Origin of the sequence: Streptomyces sp. RG80, assembly GCF_040446465.1 — a bacterium.
In the GTDB taxonomy this organism is placed as follows: domain Bacteria; phylum Actinomycetota; class Actinomycetes; order Streptomycetales; family Streptomycetaceae; genus Streptomyces.
In genome coordinates this window covers 474,408-494,267 of the sequence record NZ_JBEAAJ010000004.1, presented here as the reverse complement: position 1 = coordinate 494,267, position 19,860 = coordinate 474,408, and the positions used below count along the sequence as shown (strand labels likewise).

The 19,860-nt window shown below is 72.6% G+C and carries 14 protein-coding genes; 12 read left to right on the top strand and 2 right to left on the bottom strand.

Annotated features, from left to right (window positions below):
* The first annotated feature begins 177 nt into the window (after nucleotides 1–177).
* The 11 genes from ABKA17_RS16360 to ABKA17_RS16310 all read left to right on the top strand — a co-directional run bounded on the left by ABKA17_RS16360 (nucleotide 178) and on the right by ABKA17_RS16310 (nucleotide 16,406).
* On the top strand, nucleotides 178–1,707 hold the full coding sequence (locus ABKA17_RS16360; RefSeq protein WP_353693011.1) for a flavin monoamine oxidase family protein: 1,530 nt from the start codon (nucleotides 178–180) through the stop codon (nucleotides 1,705–1,707).
* 370 nt (nucleotides 1,708–2,077) lie between these two features.
* Nucleotides 2,078–3,412: an O-acetylhomoserine aminocarboxypropyltransferase/cysteine synthase family protein gene (locus ABKA17_RS16355; protein ID WP_353692769.1), complete on the top strand. Its 1,335-nt coding sequence runs from the start codon at nucleotides 2,078–2,080 to the stop codon at nucleotides 3,410–3,412.
* A gap of 38 nt (nucleotides 3,413–3,450) precedes the next feature.
* Nucleotides 3,451–4,614 carry a homoserine O-acetyltransferase MetX gene (gene metX, locus ABKA17_RS16350; protein WP_353692768.1) on the top strand — a complete coding sequence of 388 codons (1,164 nt, stop codon included), beginning with the start codon at nucleotides 3,451–3,453 and terminating at the stop codon, nucleotides 4,612–4,614.
* Nucleotides 4,615–4,657: 43 nt separating this feature from the next.
* Complete coding sequence (locus tag ABKA17_RS16345; RefSeq protein ID WP_353692767.1) at nucleotides 4,658–5,977, top strand: APC family permease; 1,320 nt, start codon at nucleotides 4,658–4,660, stop codon at nucleotides 5,975–5,977.
* Between the two features lie 77 nt (nucleotides 5,978–6,054).
* Nucleotides 6,055–7,359, top strand: a complete 1,305-nt coding sequence (locus ABKA17_RS16340) for a homoserine dehydrogenase (protein WP_353692766.1) — start codon at nucleotides 6,055–6,057, stop codon at nucleotides 7,357–7,359.
* Nucleotides 7,356–8,765 (top strand): MFS transporter, encoded by a 1,410-nt coding sequence (locus ABKA17_RS16335; RefSeq protein ID WP_353692765.1) that lies wholly within the window; start codon nucleotides 7,356–7,358, stop codon nucleotides 8,763–8,765. The genes ABKA17_RS16340 and ABKA17_RS16335 overlap by 4 nt, the downstream gene beginning before the upstream one ends.
* A complete protein-coding gene (locus ABKA17_RS16330; RefSeq protein WP_353692764.1) occupies nucleotides 8,758–10,929 on the top strand; it encodes a molybdopterin oxidoreductase family protein in 2,172 nt (723 codons plus the stop codon). The genes ABKA17_RS16335 and ABKA17_RS16330 overlap by 8 nt, the downstream gene beginning before the upstream one ends.
* Entirely contained in the window at nucleotides 10,926–12,401 is a 1,476-nt protein-coding gene (locus tag ABKA17_RS16325; RefSeq protein WP_353692763.1) for an FAD-dependent oxidoreductase, read from the top strand. Before ABKA17_RS16330 ends, ABKA17_RS16325 begins: the two co-directional genes overlap by 4 nt.
* Nucleotides 12,398–13,759: an aspartate kinase gene (locus ABKA17_RS16320; RefSeq protein WP_353692762.1), complete on the top strand. Its 1,362-nt coding sequence runs from the start codon at nucleotides 12,398–12,400 to the stop codon at nucleotides 13,757–13,759. Before ABKA17_RS16325 ends, ABKA17_RS16320 begins: the two co-directional genes overlap by 4 nt.
* Nucleotides 13,756–15,078 (top strand): glutamate-5-semialdehyde dehydrogenase, encoded by a 1,323-nt coding sequence (locus ABKA17_RS16315; protein WP_353692761.1) that lies wholly within the window; start codon nucleotides 13,756–13,758, stop codon nucleotides 15,076–15,078. The genes ABKA17_RS16320 and ABKA17_RS16315 overlap by 4 nt, the downstream gene beginning before the upstream one ends.
* A gap of 113 nt (nucleotides 15,079–15,191) precedes the next feature.
* Entirely contained in the window at nucleotides 15,192–16,406 is a 1,215-nt protein-coding gene (locus ABKA17_RS16310) for a mannosyltransferase family protein (RefSeq protein WP_502994248.1), read from the top strand.
* A 7-nt stretch (nucleotides 16,407–16,413) separates the two neighbouring features.
* On the opposite strand, the gene ABKA17_RS16305 is transcribed toward ABKA17_RS16310, so the two are convergent.
* Nucleotides 16,414–16,947: a YbjN domain-containing protein gene (locus tag ABKA17_RS16305; protein WP_353692760.1), complete on the bottom strand. Its 534-nt coding sequence runs from the start codon at nucleotides 16,945–16,947 to the stop codon at nucleotides 16,414–16,416.
* Between the two features lie 127 nt (nucleotides 16,948–17,074).
* On the opposite strand from ABKA17_RS16305, the gene ABKA17_RS16300 reads away from it, so the two are divergent.
* Entirely contained in the window at nucleotides 17,075–17,206 is a 132-nt protein-coding gene (locus ABKA17_RS16300) for a hypothetical protein (RefSeq protein ID WP_353692759.1), read from the top strand.
* Between the two features lie 36 nt (nucleotides 17,207–17,242).
* Here ABKA17_RS16300 and clpB read toward each other — a convergent pair whose 3' ends face one another.
* Nucleotides 17,243–19,849, bottom strand: a complete 2,607-nt coding sequence (gene clpB / locus ABKA17_RS16295) for an ATP-dependent chaperone ClpB (RefSeq protein ID WP_353692758.1) — start codon at nucleotides 19,847–19,849, stop codon at nucleotides 17,243–17,245.
* Nucleotides 19,850–19,860 lie beyond the last annotated feature (11 nt).

Sequence of the window (19,860 nt, the reverse complement as noted above, 5' to 3'; positions counted from 1 at the left end):
GCTACTGCCCGATCGGGCAGCCCGGCCGGGCGATCGGGGTGGCATTCCCGCGAGGGCGGCCGCCTACGGATGCTCTTCGCGTCACGAACGGGACATGAGGCGGAGGCAGCGGTGACGGGTGGGTACGGCAGCAGACGGGAGTTTCTGCGGACGGTGGGTGTCGCGGGCGGTGCCGGGATGCTCTGGGCGACCATGGGGGCGCTCGGGCTCGCCCCCGACGCGGCCGCCGCGCAGTCGGGACGGGCGTATGTGCCGCCGCGCGAGGGCGACTTCACCGGTGGGCGCAAGGCACCGAAGGTGGTGGTCCTGGGCGCCGGCATCTCGGGGCTGACCACGGCGTACGAGCTGGCCAAGGCCGGTTACGAGTGCCGGATCCTGGAGGCCAAGCCGCGTCCGGGCGGCCGCAACTGGACGGTGCGTTCGGGCACCGAGGAGCGTGAGCTGGGCGGCGGGACACAGCGGGCGGAGTTCTCCGCGGGGCAGTATCTGAACGCGGGCCCGGCCCGGATCGCGCAGCACATGGTAACCCTCGACTACTGCCGTGAACTGGGCGTTCCCATCGAGCCGTTCGCGAACCAGAACGGTGACGCGTATGTGTACCTGGACAAGGTCGGCGCCCCGCTGCGGCACCGCACGGTGAAGGCCGACGCCCACGGCTATGTGTCGGAGCTGCTGGCGAAGGCCGTCGACCGCAGGGCGCTGGACAAGGAGCTGACCGCCGAGGACCGGGAGCGACTGCTGGCCTTCCTCGGCGACTTCGGCTCGATCGGCAAGCGCGCGGAGGACTACGAGTACCGGGGCGGGCCCCGGCGCGGCTACACCGTCCCGCCCGGGGCCGCCGGGCTGACGGGCGAGCCGTACGGGCCGCTGCCGTCGCTGTCGGAGTACCTCGCCCGGGGCACCGGCCGTTATCTCTCCTTCGAGGTCGACTACGACCAGGCGATGATGATGTTCCAGCCGGTCGGCGGCATGGACCGGATCGTGCAGGCGTTCGTGGAGCGGGTCGGCGAGCGGCGGATCTCCTACGGGTCCGTGGTGCGGGAGATCCGCGACCGGGGCACCGGGGTCGAGGTGCGGTACGCGGACGCGCGCGGCCGGGAGCGGGTGGAGCGGGCCGACTACTGCGTGGCCGCGCTGCCGCCCCACGTTCTGGCGCGCACCGCGCACAACCTCGGGTCCGCGGTGCAGTCGGCGCTGCGGACACCGGCGCCCCTGGCGGTCGGCAAGCTGGGGCTGGAGTACCGGCGCCGCTGGTGGGAGGAGGACCACCGGATCTACGGCGGGATCACGGAGACGGATCTGCCGCTGACGCACGTCTGGTACCCCTCGCACGGGTTCCACTCGGCGCGCGGGGTGCTGGTGGGCTACTACCACTACCGCCAGGACGCCCTGGACTTCGGCGCGTTGACCCCTCGGGAGCGGATCGCGCGGGCCGTCGCGCTCGGCGAGCGGATCCACGGTCCCGCCCATCGCGAGGAGTTGGCCTCGGGCTTCGCCGTCGCCTGGCACCGGATCCCGCACATCGAGGGCGGCTGGATCGAGTGGCCGGAGAACTCCGGTGCCGCCTACGACCTGCTCAACGAGCCCGCGGGGCGGGTGTACTTCGCCGGTGACTGGCTGACGCACTACATCGGCTGGCAGGCCGGTGCGATCGGTTCCGCCCGGCGCGCGGTGTCGCTGCTGCACGAGAGGTCGGTGAGCGCGTGACCGGCACCTCGGCTCCACGCCGGCTGCTGACCAGGGCGAGCGGCTGGCTGCGGCGCGTCAACCGGCGGCTGGAGGAGCTGTACCAGTCGATGACGTACCTCTGACCTCGGCCTCCCGTCGCTGACCTGCACCCGCCCCTGAACCCCGACTTCCGCTTCCTTCGCCTGAAATCGCTTTCTACGAAGGCGATATGAGGGATCGTCAGAGATCGTCGGGACATCTCTCCTATCGGCCTCTTCTGCCGCCTTGCGACCGCTTGTGGGGGATTGGCGTCCCAGCATGTGGTCGTTGGATTGAAGGATCGTTGAACGATCCTTAAGTTCCTCGCTGTCCCACACACCATTCCCACAGCCCGAAAGGGGCTCTCTTCATGCTGTCCACCGACGAAGCGGCGCTGTTCGACAACCGCGGCTACGCGCGGCGCGAATCGGCCACCATCCAGGGCGGCCGCCATGTCCGCATGGGCGTCAACCCGCCCCTCATCACGCCGATCTACATGACGGCCGCCTACGAGTTCCCCAACGCCGACATGGCGGCCGGCCTCTTCGGCCTGGAGGGCAACGGGCACGCCTACACCCGGCTCGGCAACCCCACCCTGAACGTCCTCGAAGAGCGCATGGCCCAGATCGACGGCGGTGTCGCCGGTCTGGCCACCGCCTCCGGGCACGCCGCGGTGACCCTCGCGATCCTCAACCTCGTCGAGGCCGGCGACAACATCGTCTCCTCCAACGAGCTCTTCGGCGGCATCTGGAGCCTGCTCGGCGCCACCCTGAAACGACTCGGCATCGAGACCCGGTTCGTCAGCCCCGCCGACCCGAAGAACTTCGAGGAGGCCACCGACGAACGCACCCGCCTCTACTTCGGCGAGACCCTGCCCAACCCGCGGCTGCGGATCTTCCCCATCGGCGAGGTCGCCGAGATCGGGCAGCGCTACGGCATCCCGCTGATCATGGACAACACCCTCCAGCCGTTCACCTGCCGCCCCTTCGAGTTCGGCGCCGCCGTCACCGTCTACTCGGGCACCAAATACCTGGGCGGCCACGGCTCGGCGATCGGCGGCATCATCGTCGACAGCGGCAACTTCGACTGGAACAACTCCCCGCGCCACCCGCAGATGACCCAGCCCGACCCGGCGTACGGCAACGTCGTGTGGGGCGAGGAGTGCCGCAAACTCCCCGACACCCGCGGCCGCAGCAGCTACCTGTTCAAGGCCCGCGAGACCCTGCTGCGCGACCTCGGTCTGTGCATGAGCCCCTTCAACGCCTTCCTCATCCTCCAGGGCATCGAGACGCTGCCGCTGCGCATGCCCGCCCACTCCGCCAACGCCCTGAAGGTCGCCGAGTTCCTCGCCGACCACCCCAAGGTCTCCCTGGTGCGCCACCCGAGCCTCGCCGAGGGGACCGAGCTCGACCAGGTCAAGCGGTACCTGGGCGGGGAGTTCGGGCCGATGGTGATGGTCGAGCTGAAGGGCGGGCGCACCGCCGGAGCCCGGTTCATCGAGGGGCTCAAGCTGTTCTCGCACGTCACCAACGTCGGCGACGTCCGCTCCCTGGCCACCCACCCGGCCTCCACCACCCACGCCCACCTGCCCGAGAAGGACCTGCTCGGCGCCGGCATCACCCAGGGCTCGGTGCGTCTCGCGGTCGGTCTGGAGCACGCCGACGACCTGATCCACGACCTCGACCAGGCCCTCGCCGCTGTCTGATCCGGCCGAACCGCACACGACTTCAGGGGGAAACTGTGGTGTTCACGGACTGGCCCGCACCGACCGGCAAACATCTGTCACTCGCCGTGCCCTTCACGGCCGACCGCCCGTTAGCGCTGACCTCCGGGGCCCGACTCGCCCCGGTGCAGGTGGCCTACGAAACCTACGGCCGGCTCAACGACGCCCGCGACAACGCGGTGTTCGTCTGTCACGCCCTGACCGGCGACGCGCACCCGGCGCGGCACCACGCCGACGACACGCCCGGCTGGTGGGAGACGATGGTGGGCCCCGGCAGACCGGTGGACACCCGCCGGTACTTCGTGGTCTGCGCCAACGTCGTGGGCGGCTGCGCGGGCACCACCGGGCCCTGGACGGCCGGGCCCGACGGAACACCGTACGGGGAGACGTTCCCCGAGGTCACGGTCGCCGACATGGTCACCGTCCATCGCGCGCTGCTCGCCGAGCTGGGGATCCGCAGGCTGCGCGCCGTCGTCGGCGGCTCGCTCGGCGGCATGCAGACCCTGGAGTGGCTGCTGCGCCACCCCGAGGACGCGGACGGCTTCGCGGTCATCGCGGCCACGGCCCGGCAGAGCGCCGACAACCTCGCCTGGAACGCGGTCGCGCGGTACGCCATCCGCGGCGGCGACGGCACCGCGGGGCCCGTACGGGAGGCGGGGCTGCGGACCGGGCTCGGCACCGCGCGGATGATCGCCCATCTGACATACCTGTCGGAGGCGTCGCTGCACCGCAAGTTCGGGCGCGCGCCGCGCAAAGGGGGCACCCGCACCCATCCGTCGTCCCTCGTGCAGGGCGACTTCGCCGTCGAGAGCTACCTGGAGCACCAGGCGGACAAGTTCCTGCGCCGCTTCGACGCCCGCTCCTATCTCCAACTCATCGGCGCGATGGACCACTTCGACGCGTTCGCGGTGCCCGACCGGCTGACCGGCGCCGCCGCGGAGCCCGCCGTACTGCTCTACAGCTTCGCCTCCGACCGGCTCTTCGGCCCCGAGCACAGCGACCACATCGCAGCCGAACTCGCCGGCCGGGGGCTCGCCGCCCGGCACGAGCGGGACGAGACGAGCGACGTGGGGCACGACGCGTTCCTGCTGGACGTGCCCGGCTTCCTGGCCGAAGCGGACCGGTTCCTGAAGGACCTGGACCTGCGGGCCGGCGCCCGGCGCGACGACCTCGTCGCCCGGTGACCCCGACCGACCTCCCCCGACCGACCCCATGGAAAGAGAAGACATGAGTTCCAGCCATCGCATCGGCGTGGCACAGGGAACCGCGCTGTACGTCGGCGCGGTCCTCGGCGGAGGCGTGCTCGCACTGCCCGCCCTGACCGCCCGTGAGGCGGGCCCGGCCTCCCTGGTGGCCTGGGCCCTGATGGTCGCCTTCTGCGTCCCGATCGCCAGCGCCTTCGCCTCCCTCGGCATGCGCTACCCCGACGGCGGGGGCGTCGCCACCTACGCCGCCAAGGCGTTCGGCCCCCGCACCTCCGCCCCCGTGGGCTGGCTGTTCTACTTCGCCGTCCCCGTGGGCACGGCGAGCGCCGCCATCGTCGGCGGTTCCTACGTCGCCGACGCGCTCGGCGGCGGCTACCTGATGTCGCTGGGCGTGGCCGCGACCCTGCTGTTCGGCGCGTACGTCAGCAACTGGCTGGGCCTGAAGCTCTCCGGCGGGCTGCAACTGCTGCTCGTCGGGATGCTCGCCGCGCTCATGGTGGTGGCCATCGCGGTCGCCGCGCCGGACTCGCACAGCGAGAACTTCACCCCGTTCGCGCCGCACGGCTGGCTCGCCGTCGGACACGCCGCGACGCTGCTCTTCTTCGCCTTCTCCGGCTGGGAGGCGGTCTCCCACCTGTCCGGCGAGTTCTCCAACCCGCGCCGCCAGCTGCCCATCGTCACCGGCCTGACCATCGTCGTCGTCGCCGTCCTCTACCTGGGCGTGGCGACCACCTCGATGGCCGTCCTCGGCTCCGACCCGGAGCGCGGCTCGGTGCCGCTGACCCTGCTCCTGGAGCGCGGCATCGGCGACTCCGCCCGTGCCGTCACCGCCGTGGCGGCCGCGCTGCTCACCTTCGCCACCGTCAACGCCTACATCGCGGGCGGCTCCCGGCTCGGCGCCGCCCTCGGCCGGGACGGCGACCTGCCGCGCGCGCTCGGCAAGGGCAACCGCGCGGGCGAGATCCCCAAGCGCAGCCTCGTCGTCCTCGCCTCGCTGACGGCCGTCCTGCTGATCTGCGCCGCCGCCCTGGACATCCGGCTCGACCCGATCATGACCGCCGCCTCGGCCTGCTTCGTCGCGGTGTACGTCGCCGGGCTGTCGGCCGCGGTCAAGCTGCTGCGCGGCAGCACCTTCGGGCGCCTCGGCGCCGTCGTCTCGCTCGTCGCGGTGCTCGTCGTCTTCGGTTTCTTCGGCTGGTACCTGCTGCTTCCCGTGGGTCTCGTCATCGGCGCGAAGGTCTTCCAGCGCCTCACAGGCGGGACCGGAGCGGAGCCCGGCACCGTGGACACGGAACCGGCACCGCAGGAGAGCCGCCCGTCCTCGGAGCCGGTCGCCGGCTGAGCGGCACGGGCCGGGCCGGGCCGCGTGGGCCGGCCCGGCCCGGCGACGGACCAACCAAGACCACTGGGGGGAATCACATGAAACGCACCACGGGAACGCTCCGCGTCGCCCTGCTCGGCCACGGCACCGTGGGCGCCGAGACGGCCCGCGCCCTGACCGAGCGCACCGCCGAACTCGCCGCCCGCATCGGCGCGCCCGTCGAACTCGCCGGGATCGCCCTGCGCCGCCCACGGCAACTGCCCGGTATCGACAGCGCCCTGATCACCACCGATGCCGAAGCCCTGGTGTCCCGTGGGGACATCGACGTGGTCGTCGAGCTGATCGGCGGCGTCGAGCCGGCCCGCTCGCTGGTCGCCACGGCCATGGAGTGCGGGGCGTCCGTGGTCACCGCGAACAAGGCCCTGATCGCGAGCGAGGGCGTCGACCTGCACCGCATCGCCCGCAAGCAGGGGGTCGGCCTCGCCTACGAGGCGGCCGTGGCGGGCGCGGTGCCGGTGCTGCGGCCGCTGCGCCAGTCGCTGGCCGGCGACCGGCTGCGGCGGGTCACGGGCATCGTCAACGGCACGACCAACTTCATCCTGGACCGGATGGCGGGATCGGGCGGCACCTTCCAGGGCGCCCTGCACGAGGCCCAGCGGCTCGGCTACGCGGAGGCCGATCCCACGGCCGACGTGTCCGGCGCGGACGCCGCGGCGAAGATGGCGATCGTGGCGCGGCTCGCCTTCGACACCGAACTGCCCTACGACGAGGTGCACTTCGAGGGCATCACCCACATCGGTCCGGGCGACATCGCGCACGCCGAGGCCAACGGCTGTGTGATCAAGCTGGTCGGCATCTGCGACCGCACCCCGGACGGCGTCAACGCCCGCGTCCACCCGATGCTGGTCCCCCGGGACCACCCGCTCGCGGGGGTCCGCGGCGCGAACAACGGCATCCTCGTCGAGGCCGAGGCCGCGGGCGAGCTGATGTTCCACGGTGCGGGCGCCGGCGGCCTCGCCACCTCCAGCGCCGTCCTCGGCGACCTCGTGGAGCTGTGCCGCGACCGGGTGGCGGGGCCGGGCCCGGCGCCGGCCGAGTTCTCCCAGGTGCTGCCCGTCAGACCGGTGGCCCAGGTCGCCGCCCGCTACCACGTGAGCATGTTCGTCACCGACGAACCCGGTGTCCTCTCGCAGGTCAGCGCGGTCTTCGCCGAGCACGGGATCTCGCTGGAGACGGTACGGCAGGAGGGCCTGGGCGCGGAGGCGCAGCTGGCGCTGATCACCCACCGGGCCACGGACGCCGCGGTCACCGAGGTACTCGCCCGGCTGCGGAAGCTCCCCTCCACGCGCGGCGTCATCCGCAGCATCCGGCTCCTCGACACGCGGAAGGAGTCCGCGAGTTGAGCACCGAAGTGAGTGCTCCGGCCACCGCGAAGACCCCGCCCCCGCAGACGGCGCCCGCACCCACCCCCGCCGCTCCGGCGGAGGGCGCCCGGACCGGGGGCCGCTGGATCGAGCACTGGGAGCCGGGCGACGCCGCGTTCTGGGAGCACACCGGGCGGCGGGTGGCCCGGCGCAACCTCGTCTGGTCGGTCGTCTGCGAACACCTGGGCTTCACCGTCTGGACGCTGTGGAGCGTCGTCACCGTAAAGCTCTCCGACCGGCACTTCACCCCCGACCAGCTGTTCTGGCTGGTCGCGCTGCCGAGCCTGGTCGGGGCGGTCCTGCGGATCCCGTACACCTTCGCGCCCGCCCGCTACGGCGGCCGCAACTGGACCGTCTTCAGCACCCTGCTGCTGCTGATCCCGGCGACCCTGCTGGCCTTCGCCGTCGCCGACCCGGCGACGCCCTACTGGTTCTTCCTGGTGTGCGCCGCGACCGCGGGCCTGGGCGGCGGCAACTTCGCCTCCAGCATGGCCAACATCACCCACTTCTACCCCGACTCCCGCCAGGGCGCGGCCCTCGGAATCAACGCCGCGGGCGGCAACGTCGGTGTCAGCTCGGTGCAGTTGGTGATCCCGTTCGTCATCGCGTCCCTGGGGCTCACCGCCGCCGGGCTCGTCTGGATCCCGCTGGTGCTGCTCGCCGCGCTCGGCGCCCTGCTGGGCATGGACAACCTGCGCACGGCGGCCACGGCACCAAAGCGGCGGTTCGAGGCGGTGAAGGCGGGCCAGACCTGGCTGGTCGCCGTCCTCTACATCGGTACGTTCGGATCGTTCGTCGGCTTCTCCACCGCGCTGCCGCTGCTGCTGACCGTGGAGTTCCCGCACTCCGCCGCCATCCACTACGCCTTCCTGGGCGCGCTGATCGGCTCGTGCGCGCGACCGCTGGGCGGACTGCTCGCCGACCGGCACGGCGGCGCCCGTATCACCCTGGTCAACTTCCTGTGCATGGCGGCGAGTTCACTGCTGGCCTGGGCCTCCCTGCGGACCCACTCCTACAGCGGGTTCCTGCTCTCCTTCCTGCTGCTGTTCCTCACCGCGGGCATCGGCAACGGATCCACGTACCGGCTGATCCCGTCCCTGTTCATCGCCCGCGCCCTGCGCGGTGCCGGCCCCGGGGACGACGTCGAGCAGCGCCGCGCCGAGGGCCGGCGGACGGCGGCCGCCGCGCTGGGGCTCGTCTCCGCGGTCGGCGCCCTCGGCGGATTCCTCGTCAACCGGGCGCTGGGCACCTCCATCGGCGCCACCGGCGACTCCGGGACCGCGCTGCTCGCCTTCACCGCCTACTACCTGCTGTGCACCGCCCTGACCTGGGCCTGCTGGCGTCTGCTGCGCGCCGGGGCACCGGAACGGACCGACGATGAGTGAGCACGGCACGGCCACCCACTGCCCGTACTGCGCGCTCCAGTGCGCCATGTGGCTGCGCACCGACGACTCGGGCCGCCCCACGGTCGCCCCCCGCGACTTCCCCACCAACCAGGGCGGCCTGTGCCGCAAGGGCTGGACCGCGGCCGAACTCCTCCGGCCGGGGCGCAGGTTGACCACCCCGCTGGTCCGGCGCACCCCGGGCGGGCCGCTGGAGGAGGCCGACTGGGACGAGGCGCTCACGCGCGTGGTCTTCGGCATCCGGCGGATCCAGGAGGGCGCGGGCCGGGACGCCGTCGCGGTGTTCGGCGGCGGCGGGCTGACCAACGAGAAGGCCTACCTCCTCGGCAAGTTCGCGCGCGTCACGCTGCGCACGGCGAACATCGACTACAACGGCCGCTTCTGCATGTCCTCGGCCGCCGCGGCCGGACTGCGCGCCTTCGGCCTCGACCGGGGCCTGCCCTTCCCCCTCTCCGACGTGGGCCGGGCCGACGCACTGCTCCTGGTCGGCGCCAACCCCGCCGAGACCATGCCGCCCTTCGTCCGCCACCTGGACGCCGCACGGGCCGCGGGCGGCGCCCTGGTGGTCGTCGACCCCCGGCGCACCGCCACCGCCGCCCGCGCCACCCTGCATCTGCGCCCGGCCCCCGGCACCGACCTCGCCCTGGCCAACGGCCTGCTGCACATCGCGGTCGCCGAAGGCCTCGTCGACGAGAAGTACGTCGCCGACCGCACCGAGGGCTTCACCGCCGTGAGGGAGGCCGTCGCCACCTACTGGCCCGAGCACGTCGAACGCCTCACCGGCGTCCCGGTCGCCGACCAGTACCGTGCCGTACGCCTGCTCGCCGACGCCCCCCGCGCCCTGGTGCTCACCGCGCGCGGCGCCGAACAGCACCGCAACGGCACCGACACGGTCAGCGCGTTCGTCAACCTGGCCCTCGCCCTGGGCCTGCCCGGCCGGGAGGGCTCCGGATACGGCTGTCTGACCGGGCAGGGCAACGGCCAGGGCGGCCGCGAACACGGGCAGAAGGCGGACCAACTGCCCGGCTATCGCCGTATCGACGACCCTCACGCCCGCGCCCACGTCGCCCGCGTCTGGGACGTGCCGGCCGACTCCCTGCCGGGTCCCGGCGTCAGCGCGTACGAGCTGCTGCGTTCGCTCGGCACCGAGGGCGGGCCGCGCGGACTGCTGCTGTTCGGCAGCAACCCGGTCGTCTCCGCGCCCAACGCCGGCCTGGTCGAGGAGCGGTTGCGCGGCCTGGACCTGCTGGTGGTCTCGGACCCGGTGCTCAGCGAGACCGCCGCGCTCGCCGACGTCGTGCTGCCCTCGGCCCAGTGGGCGGAGGAGGACGGCACGATGACCAATCTGGAGGGCCGCGTCATCCGCCGCCGCCGGGCGCTGGCACCGCCCCCGGGGGTCCGCACCGACCTGTGGATCATCAGCGAACTCAGCCGCCGGCTCGGCCGTGCCACCGGCTTCTCCGACAGCGCGCCGGAGGTCTTCGCGGAGCTGGGGCGGGCCGCCGCCGGGGGTCCCGCGGACTACTCGGGCATCACCTACGACCGTATCGACGCCCAGGGCGGGGTGTTCTGGCCGTGCCCGGCGGACGGGGAGGGCCGGAGCGGGCGTCCCGAAGCCGCGGCGGGTGTCTCCCCGGACCCCGACCCCGGCCCTGGCCCCGACCCCGTCCCTGGTTCCGACCCCGACGCCGGTACCCCCCGCATGTTCCTCGACGCCTTCGCCCACCCCGACGGCAAGGCCCGCTTCGTCGCCGTGCACCACACACCGCCGGCGGAAGAACCCGACGAGCTCTATCCCCTCCACCTGACGACGGGACGGATCATGCAGCACTACCAGAGCGGCGCCCAGACCCGCCGGGTCCCCGAACTGGCCGACGGGACGCGCGACCCGCACGTGGAGATCCACCCCGACCTCGCCGCCCGGCACGACATCGTCGCCGGGGACCGGGTCCGGCTGGTGAGCCGCCGGGGCACGACCGAGGCGGACGCCAGGATCACCACGGCGGTCCCGCCCGACCTGCTGTTCATGCCGTTCCACTGGGGCGGCGCGCAACGCGTCAACTCCGTGGTGGGCGACGCCCTCGACCCGGTGTCCCGGATGCCGGAGTTCAAGGTCTCCGCCGTACGACTGGAGCGCGTGGGATGACGCCGCCACACATCGTCGTCATCGGCAACGGCATGGCCGGGCACCGCGTGGCCGAGGAGACGCACCGGCGCGATCCGGACCTGCGGATCACCGTCGTCGGCGGTGAACCCCGGCACGCCTACAACCGGGTGCTGCTCACCAACCTGCTGGCCGGCCGCGCCACCGAGGAGTCCATCGCACTGCCCGCCCTCCCGCCGGACGTCCACGTGCTCACCGGCGCCGCGGCGGTCGCGCTCGACACCTCCCGGCGGACCGTGGCCCTCGACGACGGGACCGTCCTGTCGTACGACCGGCTGGTCCTGGCCACCGGCAGCACGCCCTTCGTGCCGCCGCTGAAACGGATCGTCCGGGACGACGGCGGCCTGGTGCGGGGCGTCGTGCCCTTCCGCACCCTCGACGACTGCCGCCGGATCATCCGGCTCGCCGAACCGGGCACCCGCGCCCTCGTGCTGGGCGGCGGACTGCTCGGCGTCGAGGCCGCGCGAGGTCTCGCGCAGCGCGGACTCGACGTCCAAGTACTGCACGCGGCCACGCACTTGATGGAACGCCAGCTCGACGAGCCCGCCGGACGGATGCTGGCCGACTCCCTCGGCGGGCTCGGCATCAGGGTGCTGACCGGGATCGACGTGGTCGGCGGCGGACGCGGCGAGACGTTCACCGGGGTCGAGCTCGCCGACGGCCGGACCGTCCCCGGCGACCTCCTGGTCGTTGCCTGCGGCACCCGGCCCGACATCGCCCTCGCCCGGTCCGCCGGGCTCGCCACCGGCCGCGGAGTGCTGGTGGACGAGTGGATGCGGACCGACGACCCGTTCGTGTACGCCGTCGGCGACTGCGCCGAGCACGCGAACACGGTGTCGGGCCTGGTCGCCTCGGCCTGGGAACAGGCCAGGACCGCGGCCGCCGCACTGACCGACGCCCCGGACGGCGTCCCCTACCGCCCCGCCCCGCCGGTCGCCCGCCTGAAGGCCGCGGGCATCGACCTCGCCGCCCTGGGCGACCCGGACGCCGGGGACGACCCGGACCCGGAGCGCGAGGTCGTCACGTACGCCGACACCCGGCGCGGGGTCTACCAGCGGATCGTGCTGCGCGACGACCGGGTCACCGGCGCGGTCCTGCTCGGCGACACCTCCACCGCCGGCGTCGTCACCCGGCTCTTCGACCGCCAGGAGACGGCGCCCCGCGACCGCAGGCTGCTGCTCTTCCCCGAACTCGCCGACACCGCGGGCACCGGCGGCGGCCCGGCGGCCCTCCCGGACGACGCCGTCGTCTGCCAGTGCAACGGCGTCACCAAGGGCGCGCTCATGCGCTGCCGGGCGGAGGGCGCGCGTGACCTCGCCGCCGTCGCCCGCCGGACCAAGGCCACCACGGGCTGCGGCGGCTGCTCCTCCGACGTCGAGGAACTCCTGCGCTCGCGGGGCGCGCCCGCCCCGACCGCACAACAACCCGCAACGGAAAGGCAGGACAACGCATGACGCTCGTCGTGCAGAAGTACGGCGGCTCCTCGGTGGCCGACGCCGAATGCGTCCAGCGCGTCGCGAGGCGGGTGGTGGCGGCCCGCAAGGCCGGCCACGACGTCGTCGTCGTGGTCTCCGCCATGGGCGACACCACGGACGAACTCCTCGACCTCGCCGACCGGATCAGCACCGGCCCGGCCGGCCGCGAACTGGACATGCTGCTCACCGCGGGCGAGCGGATCTCCATGTCGCTGCTCGCCATGGCGGTGACCGAACTCGGGCACCACGCCACCTCGTTCACCGGCTCGCAGGCGGGCGTGTTCACCGACGCCGCGCACGGCAGGGCCCGGATCGTCGACGTGGCACCCGCCCGGATCCACGCCGCGCTCGCCGCCGGATCCGTCGTCATCGTGGCCGGCTTCCAGGGCATCGCCCAGGACACCCAGGACGTCACGACCCTGGGCCGCGGCGGCTCCGACACCACCGCGGTCGCACTGGCGGCGGCCCTCGGCGCCGACCTCTGCGAGATCTACACGGACGTCGACGGCGTGTTCACCGCCGACCCCCGGATCGTGCCCACCGCCCGCCCGATCGCCGAGATCGGCTACGACGAGATGCTCGAACTCGCCGCCCACGGAGCCAAGATCCTGCACTCGCGCTGCGTGGAGTTCGCCAAGCGCTACCAGGTGCCGCTGCGGGTGCGCTCCTCGTTCGCGGACGACATCGACGACCCGGCCTCCCCCGCGGGCACGCACATCACCTCCGCCGCCACGCCCCGCGCCGCCACGACCGTCGCCACCACGACCGTCGCCACCACGACCATCGCCGCCACGGAAGGAACAACGGACCACGCCATGGAAGACCCGCTGATCTCCGGCATCGCACACGACCGGAGCCAGTCGAAGATCACCGTCCTCGGCATCCCCGACAAGCCGGGCGCGGCCGCCACCGTGTTCACCGCGCTCGCCGAGGCCGGCTGCGACATCGACATGATCGTGCAGAACGTCTCCGCCGACGCCACGAGCTGCACCGACATCTCCTTCACCCTCTCCGCCTCGGCGACCCCCGCCGCGCTGGACGCCCTCCAGGGCATCGAGGCGAACATCGGCTTTTGCGGACTGCGCCACGACGACCGCGTCGGCAAGCTCTCCGTGGTGGGCGCCGGAATGCGCTCCCACCCCGGGGTGTCCGCCGCGCTCTTCTCCGCCCTGGCCGAGACCGGCGTCAACATCCAGATGATCTCCACCTCGGAGATCCGTATCTCGGTCGTCGTGCACGTCGACGACCTGGAGGCCGCGGTCGCCGCCGCGCACACCGCGTTCGGCCTCGACAGCGACCAGATCGAAGCCGTGGTCTACGGAGGAACCGGACGATGAACCACCCCTGCACCTCCCTCGCGGCCGGCACCGTCCGCGAGGCCGCCCTCGCGGCCCGGTCCGCCGCCGACCGCCTCGCCGCCAGCACCGGCGCCCAGCGCGACGCGGCCCTCACCGCCGTCGCCGCCCGGCTGACCGCCCGCGTCCCGGACATCCTCGCCGCGAACGAGAAGGACCTCGCCGCCGCCCGCGCCGACGGCCTGCCGGACGCGGTCCTGGACCGGCTGACGCTGGGCGCACCCCAGATCGAGGCACTGTCCGCCATGGTGCGCGACCTCGTGGACCGGCCCGACCCGCTCGGCGAGGTCACCCACGGCGCGGTGATGCCCAGCGGCCTGGAGGTACGGCAGGTCCGCACCCCCATCGGCGTGGTCGGCATGATCTACGAGGGCCGCCCCAACGTCACCGTCGACGCGGGCGTCCTCTGCCTCAAGAGCGGCAACGCGGCCCTCCTGCGCGGCTCCTCGACCGCCCGGCACACCAACGCCGCGCTGATCGACGCCATGCGCGAGGGCATCACCGACGCGGCCCTGCCGCCGGACACCCTCCAGGCGGTCCCCGGCACCACCCACGCCTCGGTGCACGAGCTGATGTCCCTCACCGGCCTGGTGGACGTGCTGATCCCGCGCGGCGGCCGCGAACTGATCCGGACCACCGTGCGCGACTCCGCCGTACCCGTGATCGAGACGGGCGTGGGCAACTGCCATGTCTACGTCGACGAACACGCCGACCTCGACATGGCGCTGGGCATCCTGCTGAACGCCAAGACCCAGCGCCCCTCGGTCTGCAACGCCGCCGAGTCGCTGCTGGTGCACACCGCCGTCGCCGACGCCTTCCTGCCCCGGGCGCTGGCGGCCCTGGCCGAGCGGAAGGTGACCGTGCACGGGGACGCCCGGGTGCGGGCCCACGACCCGGCGGTGGTGCGGGCCACGGACGAGGACTGGGGGCGCGAGTACCTCTCCCTGGACATCGCGGCCGCGGTCGTGGACTCCCTGGACGCGGCGGTCGACCACATCCGGCTGCACGGCAGCGGCCACACCGAGGCGATCGTCACCGACTCCCAGACGGCGGCCCGCCGCTTCGTCGCCGCGCTGGACACCGCGGTGGTGGCCGTCAACGCCTCGACCCGGCTGGCCGACGGCTCCGAACTGGGCCTCGGCACGGAACTCGGCATCTCCACGCAGAAGCTGCACGCCCGCGGCCCGATGGGCCTGACGGCCCTGACCACCACCAAGTACGTCCTGACCGGCGACGGCCACCTCCGCGGCGCGTCCCCCGCCGCGCCGGGCCTGAGCTGCGACGTCCTCGGCGGCGCATAGGAGCTACGGCCGGGGGCGGGCCGAGTCACGTCGCCACGCCGGGTACGGAGAACCCGTACCCGCACGGCTGCTGGATGCTCGCCTTTATCCCCTTCACCCTGCAATGTGCGGGTGTGACTCACGCCAGTGCCCTCGACGCCGCCCTCGCGCCGCCCGCCGTCACACCGCCCGGCACCACCGGGCGGGCCGCCCCGCGCACCCCCCTCACGGCGACGCTCGGCACGGCCCTCGCCCTGTTCGCGCTCGCCCGGCTCACCGGCGTCGCCGTGCTCGCCGCGACCGCCTGGGCCACCGGACACCGCCCGCTCGCCCTGCTCGCACGGTCCTGGGACTCCCGGTGGTACCTAGGCATCGCCGAGCACGGCTACGGCCGCACCCAGCACCTCCGCCCCGACCTGGTCTTCAGCGACCTCGCCTTCTTCCCGCTCTACCCGGCGCTGATCCGGGCGGTGACGGCGGTCAGCCCGCTGAGCGGCGGCACGGCGGGTCTGCTGGTCTCCTGGACCGCGGCCGCCGTGGCCGCCGCCGGCGTCTACACGATCGGGCTCCGCCTCCACGGCCGGGCGGTGGCCACCACCCTCGTCCTGCTCTGGGGCCTGCTCCCGCACTCGGTCGTGCTGTCCATGGCGTACACCGAACCCGTACTGACCGCCTTCGCCGCCTGGTCGCTGTACGCCGTCCTCACCGGCCGCTGGCTGTGGGCGGGCACCCTGGCCGCGCTGGCGGGACTGGCCCGGCCCAACGGGCTCGCGGTCGCGGCGGCGGTACTGGTGACGGCGGCGTACGAGATCCTCCGGCGCCTGCGGGCGGGCCGAAAAGTTACCCACAGGCTGTGGACGGGCGCCGCGCTCGCCCCGCTCGGCTGGTGCGCGTACGTGCTCTGGGTCGGACACCGCAAGGGCGACCCGCTCGGCGGCTACTTCGAGGTGCAGCGCCTGTGGGGCTCACGCTTCGACTTCGGCCGGGGCTCCCTGCGCTTCGTACGCCACCTGCTCCTCCACGACGACCGCCTGCTCTACCCGGTGGCCCTGCTGATCGTCACGGCGGCGGTGCTCCTCTACGCCCTCCTCCTGGCCGACCGCCCCCCACTGCCGCTCCTGGTCTACAGCGGCGTCCTGCTCCTGATCACCCTCGGCGGCTCGGGCTTCTTCGAGTCCAAGCCGCGCCTCCTGCTCCCGGCGTTCCCGCTCCTGCTGCCCCTCGCGCGAGCACTGGTCCGCACGGCGAGAGCCCGGCCCTGGCACGCGGCCGTCGTGGCCGGCGCCCTGGCCGGGCTCTCGTTCTGCTACGGGGCGTATCTGGTCGTACTCGCCGACACGCCCCTGTAGCGGCGGCTTACTCCTCGTCGCCCTCGGGCTGCTCCGAGTCGTTGACCTCCTGCTCGAGGCCGAGCTGCTCGATGAGCCACTTGTCGAACTCGATGGCGGCCCGCACCCAGCTCACCGTCGACGACACGAAGTGCTCCAGGCTGACACCGGTACCGATCAGCATCTGGGCCTCGCCGATCAGGCGGACGGTGCCGTCGTCGTGCGTGTGCGTGTAGACCTTGGGCCACAGAGTGCGGCGGTTCCAGTCGTCGATGGACTCCAGCAGCAGCGGCTTCTCGTCGATCTTGTGGGACCGGTCGTAGAACGTCCGCACCGAGAAGACCTGCTGGTCACCCTCGCCACGGAACATGAAATACGTACGGAACTGCTCCCACGGCGCCGCGAGGTCACCCTCTTCGTCGACGACATACTTCAGCTCCATCTGGTCGAGGAGCTGCTTCACGAGGTCCTGATCCGGGACGACGGGGCCCGCCGGTCCTTGGGGCTGCGGCTCGGGCTGCTGGCCCCCGAAGTTCGGAATCGAGGACGGATCGATGGTCACCGTGAATTTCCCTTCGTACGGATTCCGCCATCCTCCCCCATACGGGGAGGGGCGTGGCAACCCCGACGGGTACTGTCAGCCGTCAGCTGACAGGAACCGGTCGGCGGGAAGCGAAGGGGCGGGGCGCATGGCGATGGCACACGACCACGGAACGACGGGACGTACCAGGTGGGGAGTGGTGGCCGCCATCCTGGGACTGCCCGCGCTGCTCCTGTGCGGCTTCGTCACGATGATGGCGGCCTGGGTGCTGATCGGGTGAGCGAGGGGGCCCCGGACGGGCCCCCTCGGTCGTGGATCAGAGCGTCTTGCCCGTAGCCGGTCCCACGAGCAGGCCGTCTCCGAAGGTGTCGACGCGGACCGTGTCGCCGTCCTTGATCTCGCCGGAGAGGATCTCCTTGGCGAGGCGGTCGCCGATGGCGGTCTGGACGAGGCGGCGCAGGGGGCGGGCGCCGTAGGCCGGGTCGTTGCCCTCGTCGGCGAGCCAGGCGAGGGCCTCGTCGGTGACCTCCAGGGTGAGGCGGCGTTCGGCGAGGCGCCTCGCGAGCCGGTCGATCTGGAGGCGGGCGATGCGGCCCAGTTCCTCCTTGTTCAGGGCGGAGAAGACGACCAGGTCGTCGAGGCGGTTGAGGAACTCCGGCTTGAAGCTGGTCCGCACCACCTCCAGTACCTGTTCCTTCTTCTCCTGCTCGCCGGTCAGCGGGTCGACCAGGAACTGGCTGCCCAGGTTCGAGGTCAGCACGAGGATCGTGTTGCGGAAGTCGACCGTGCGACCCTGACCGTCCGTCAGCCGCCCGTCGTCCAGCACTTGGAGCAGCACGTCGAAGACCTCGGGGTGCGCCTTCTCCACCTCGTCGAGGAGCACCACGGAGTACGGGCGGCGGCGGACCGCTTCGGTCAGCTGGCCGCCCTCCTCGTAGCCGACGTAGCCGGGAGGCGCGCCCACCAGCCGCGCGACGCTGTGCTTCTCGCCGTATTCGCTCATGTCGATGCGGACCATGGCCCGCTCGTCGTCGAAGAGGAAGTCGGCGAGCGCCTTGGCGAGTTCGGTCTTGCCGACGCCGGTCGGGCCGAGGAAGAGGAAGGAGCCGGTGGGGCGGTCCGGGTCGGCGATGCCGGCCCGGGTGCGGCGTACGGCGTCCGACACCGCTTGCACCGCTTCGGCCTGGCCGATCAGCCTGCGGCCCAACTCCTCCTCCATGCGCAGGAGTTTGCGGGTCTCGCCCTCCAGCAGGCGGCCCGCGGGGATGCCGGTCCAGGCGGCGACGACGTCGGCGATGTCGTCGGAACCGACCTCCTCCTTGACCATGGTGTCCTTGGCGGCCTCCTCCTCGGCTTCCGAGGCGGCCTCCAAGTCCCGTTCCAGCGTGGGGATCTCGCCGTAGAGCAGTTTGCTGGCCGTGTCGAAGTCGCCGTCGCGCTGAGCGCGTTCGGCCTGGCCGCGCAACTCGTCGAGCTTCTCCTTGAGTTCACCGACCCGGTTGAGGGACTGCTTCTCCTTCTCCCAGCGGGCGGTCAGGCCCCGCAGCTCCTCCTCCTTGTCGGCGAGGTCGCGGCGCAGTCGCTCCAGGCGCTCGCGGGAGGCCGGGTCGGTCTCCTTCTCCAGGGCGAGCTCCTCCATCTTCAACCGGTCGACGGCGCGCTGGAGTTCGTCGATCTCCACGGGCGAGGAGTCGATCTCCATGCGGAGCCGGGAGGCGGACTCGTCGACGAGGTCGATGGCCTTGTCGGGGAGGAAGCGGGAGGTGATGTAGCGGTCGGAGAGGGTGGCGGCGGCGACGAGCGCGGCGTCGGCGATCTGGACCTTGTGGTGGGCCTCGTAGCGGCCCTTGAGGCCGCGCAGGATCGCGATGGTGTCCTCGACGGTCGGCTCGGCCACCAGTACCTGCTGGAAGCGCCGCTCGAGCGCCGGGTCCTTCTCGATCCGCTCGCGGTACTCGTCGAGCGTGGTCGCGCCGACCATGCGCAGCTCTCCGCGGGCGAGCATGGGCTTGAGCATGTTGCCCGCGTCCATGGCGGAGTCGCCGCCCGCACCGGCCCCGACGACGGTGTGCAGTTCGTCGATGAAGGTGATGATCTGCCCGTCGGAGTCCTTGATCTCGGCGAGGACGGTCTTGAGCCGCTCCTCGAACTCGCCGCGGTACTTCGCGCCGGCGACCATGGCGCCGAGGTCGAGGGCGACGAGCCGCTTGTTCTTCAGCGACTCCGGCACGTCCCCCTTCACGATCCGCTGGGCGAGCCCCTCGACGACGGCGGTCTTGCCGACTCCGGGCTCACCGATGAGGACGGGGTTGTTCTTGGTACGCCGGGACAGGACCTGGACGACCCGCCGGATCTCCTGGTCGCGCCCGATGACGGGGTCGAGCTTGCCTTCGCGCGCGGCGGCGGTGAAGTCCGTACCGAACTTCTCCAGGGCCTTGTACTGCCCCTCCGGATCGGGTGTGGTCACCCGGCGTCCTCCCCTGGCCTTCTGGAACGCCTCCTGCAACTTCCTGGCGTTCGCTCCCTGCGAGGAGAGTACGTCCGCGGCCTGGCCGCCCTTGGCGGCGATACCGATGAGGAGGTGCTCGGTGGAGAGGTACTCGTCGCCGAGGTCCTTGGCGCGGGCGCCGGCGTCGGCGACGACGGCGAGCAGGTCGCGGCTGGGCTGCGGAGGCGCGACGGTGGAGCCGGTCACGCTGGGCAGCCCGGCGAGCACCTTCTCGGCGCCGGCCCGCACGGCGGCCTGGTCGGCCTCGACGGCGGCCAGCAGGTCGACGATGTTCTCGTTTGCTTGATGGCCTCGCCCCTGGAGCAGAGCCAGCAGCAGGTGAGCGGGGGTGAGATCGGCGTGCCCCGCGGCGGCGGCGCGCTTCTCGGCCGCGTTGATCGCGTCCCGGCTCCGGTTGGTCAGCTCGGCGTCCACGTGTCCGTACT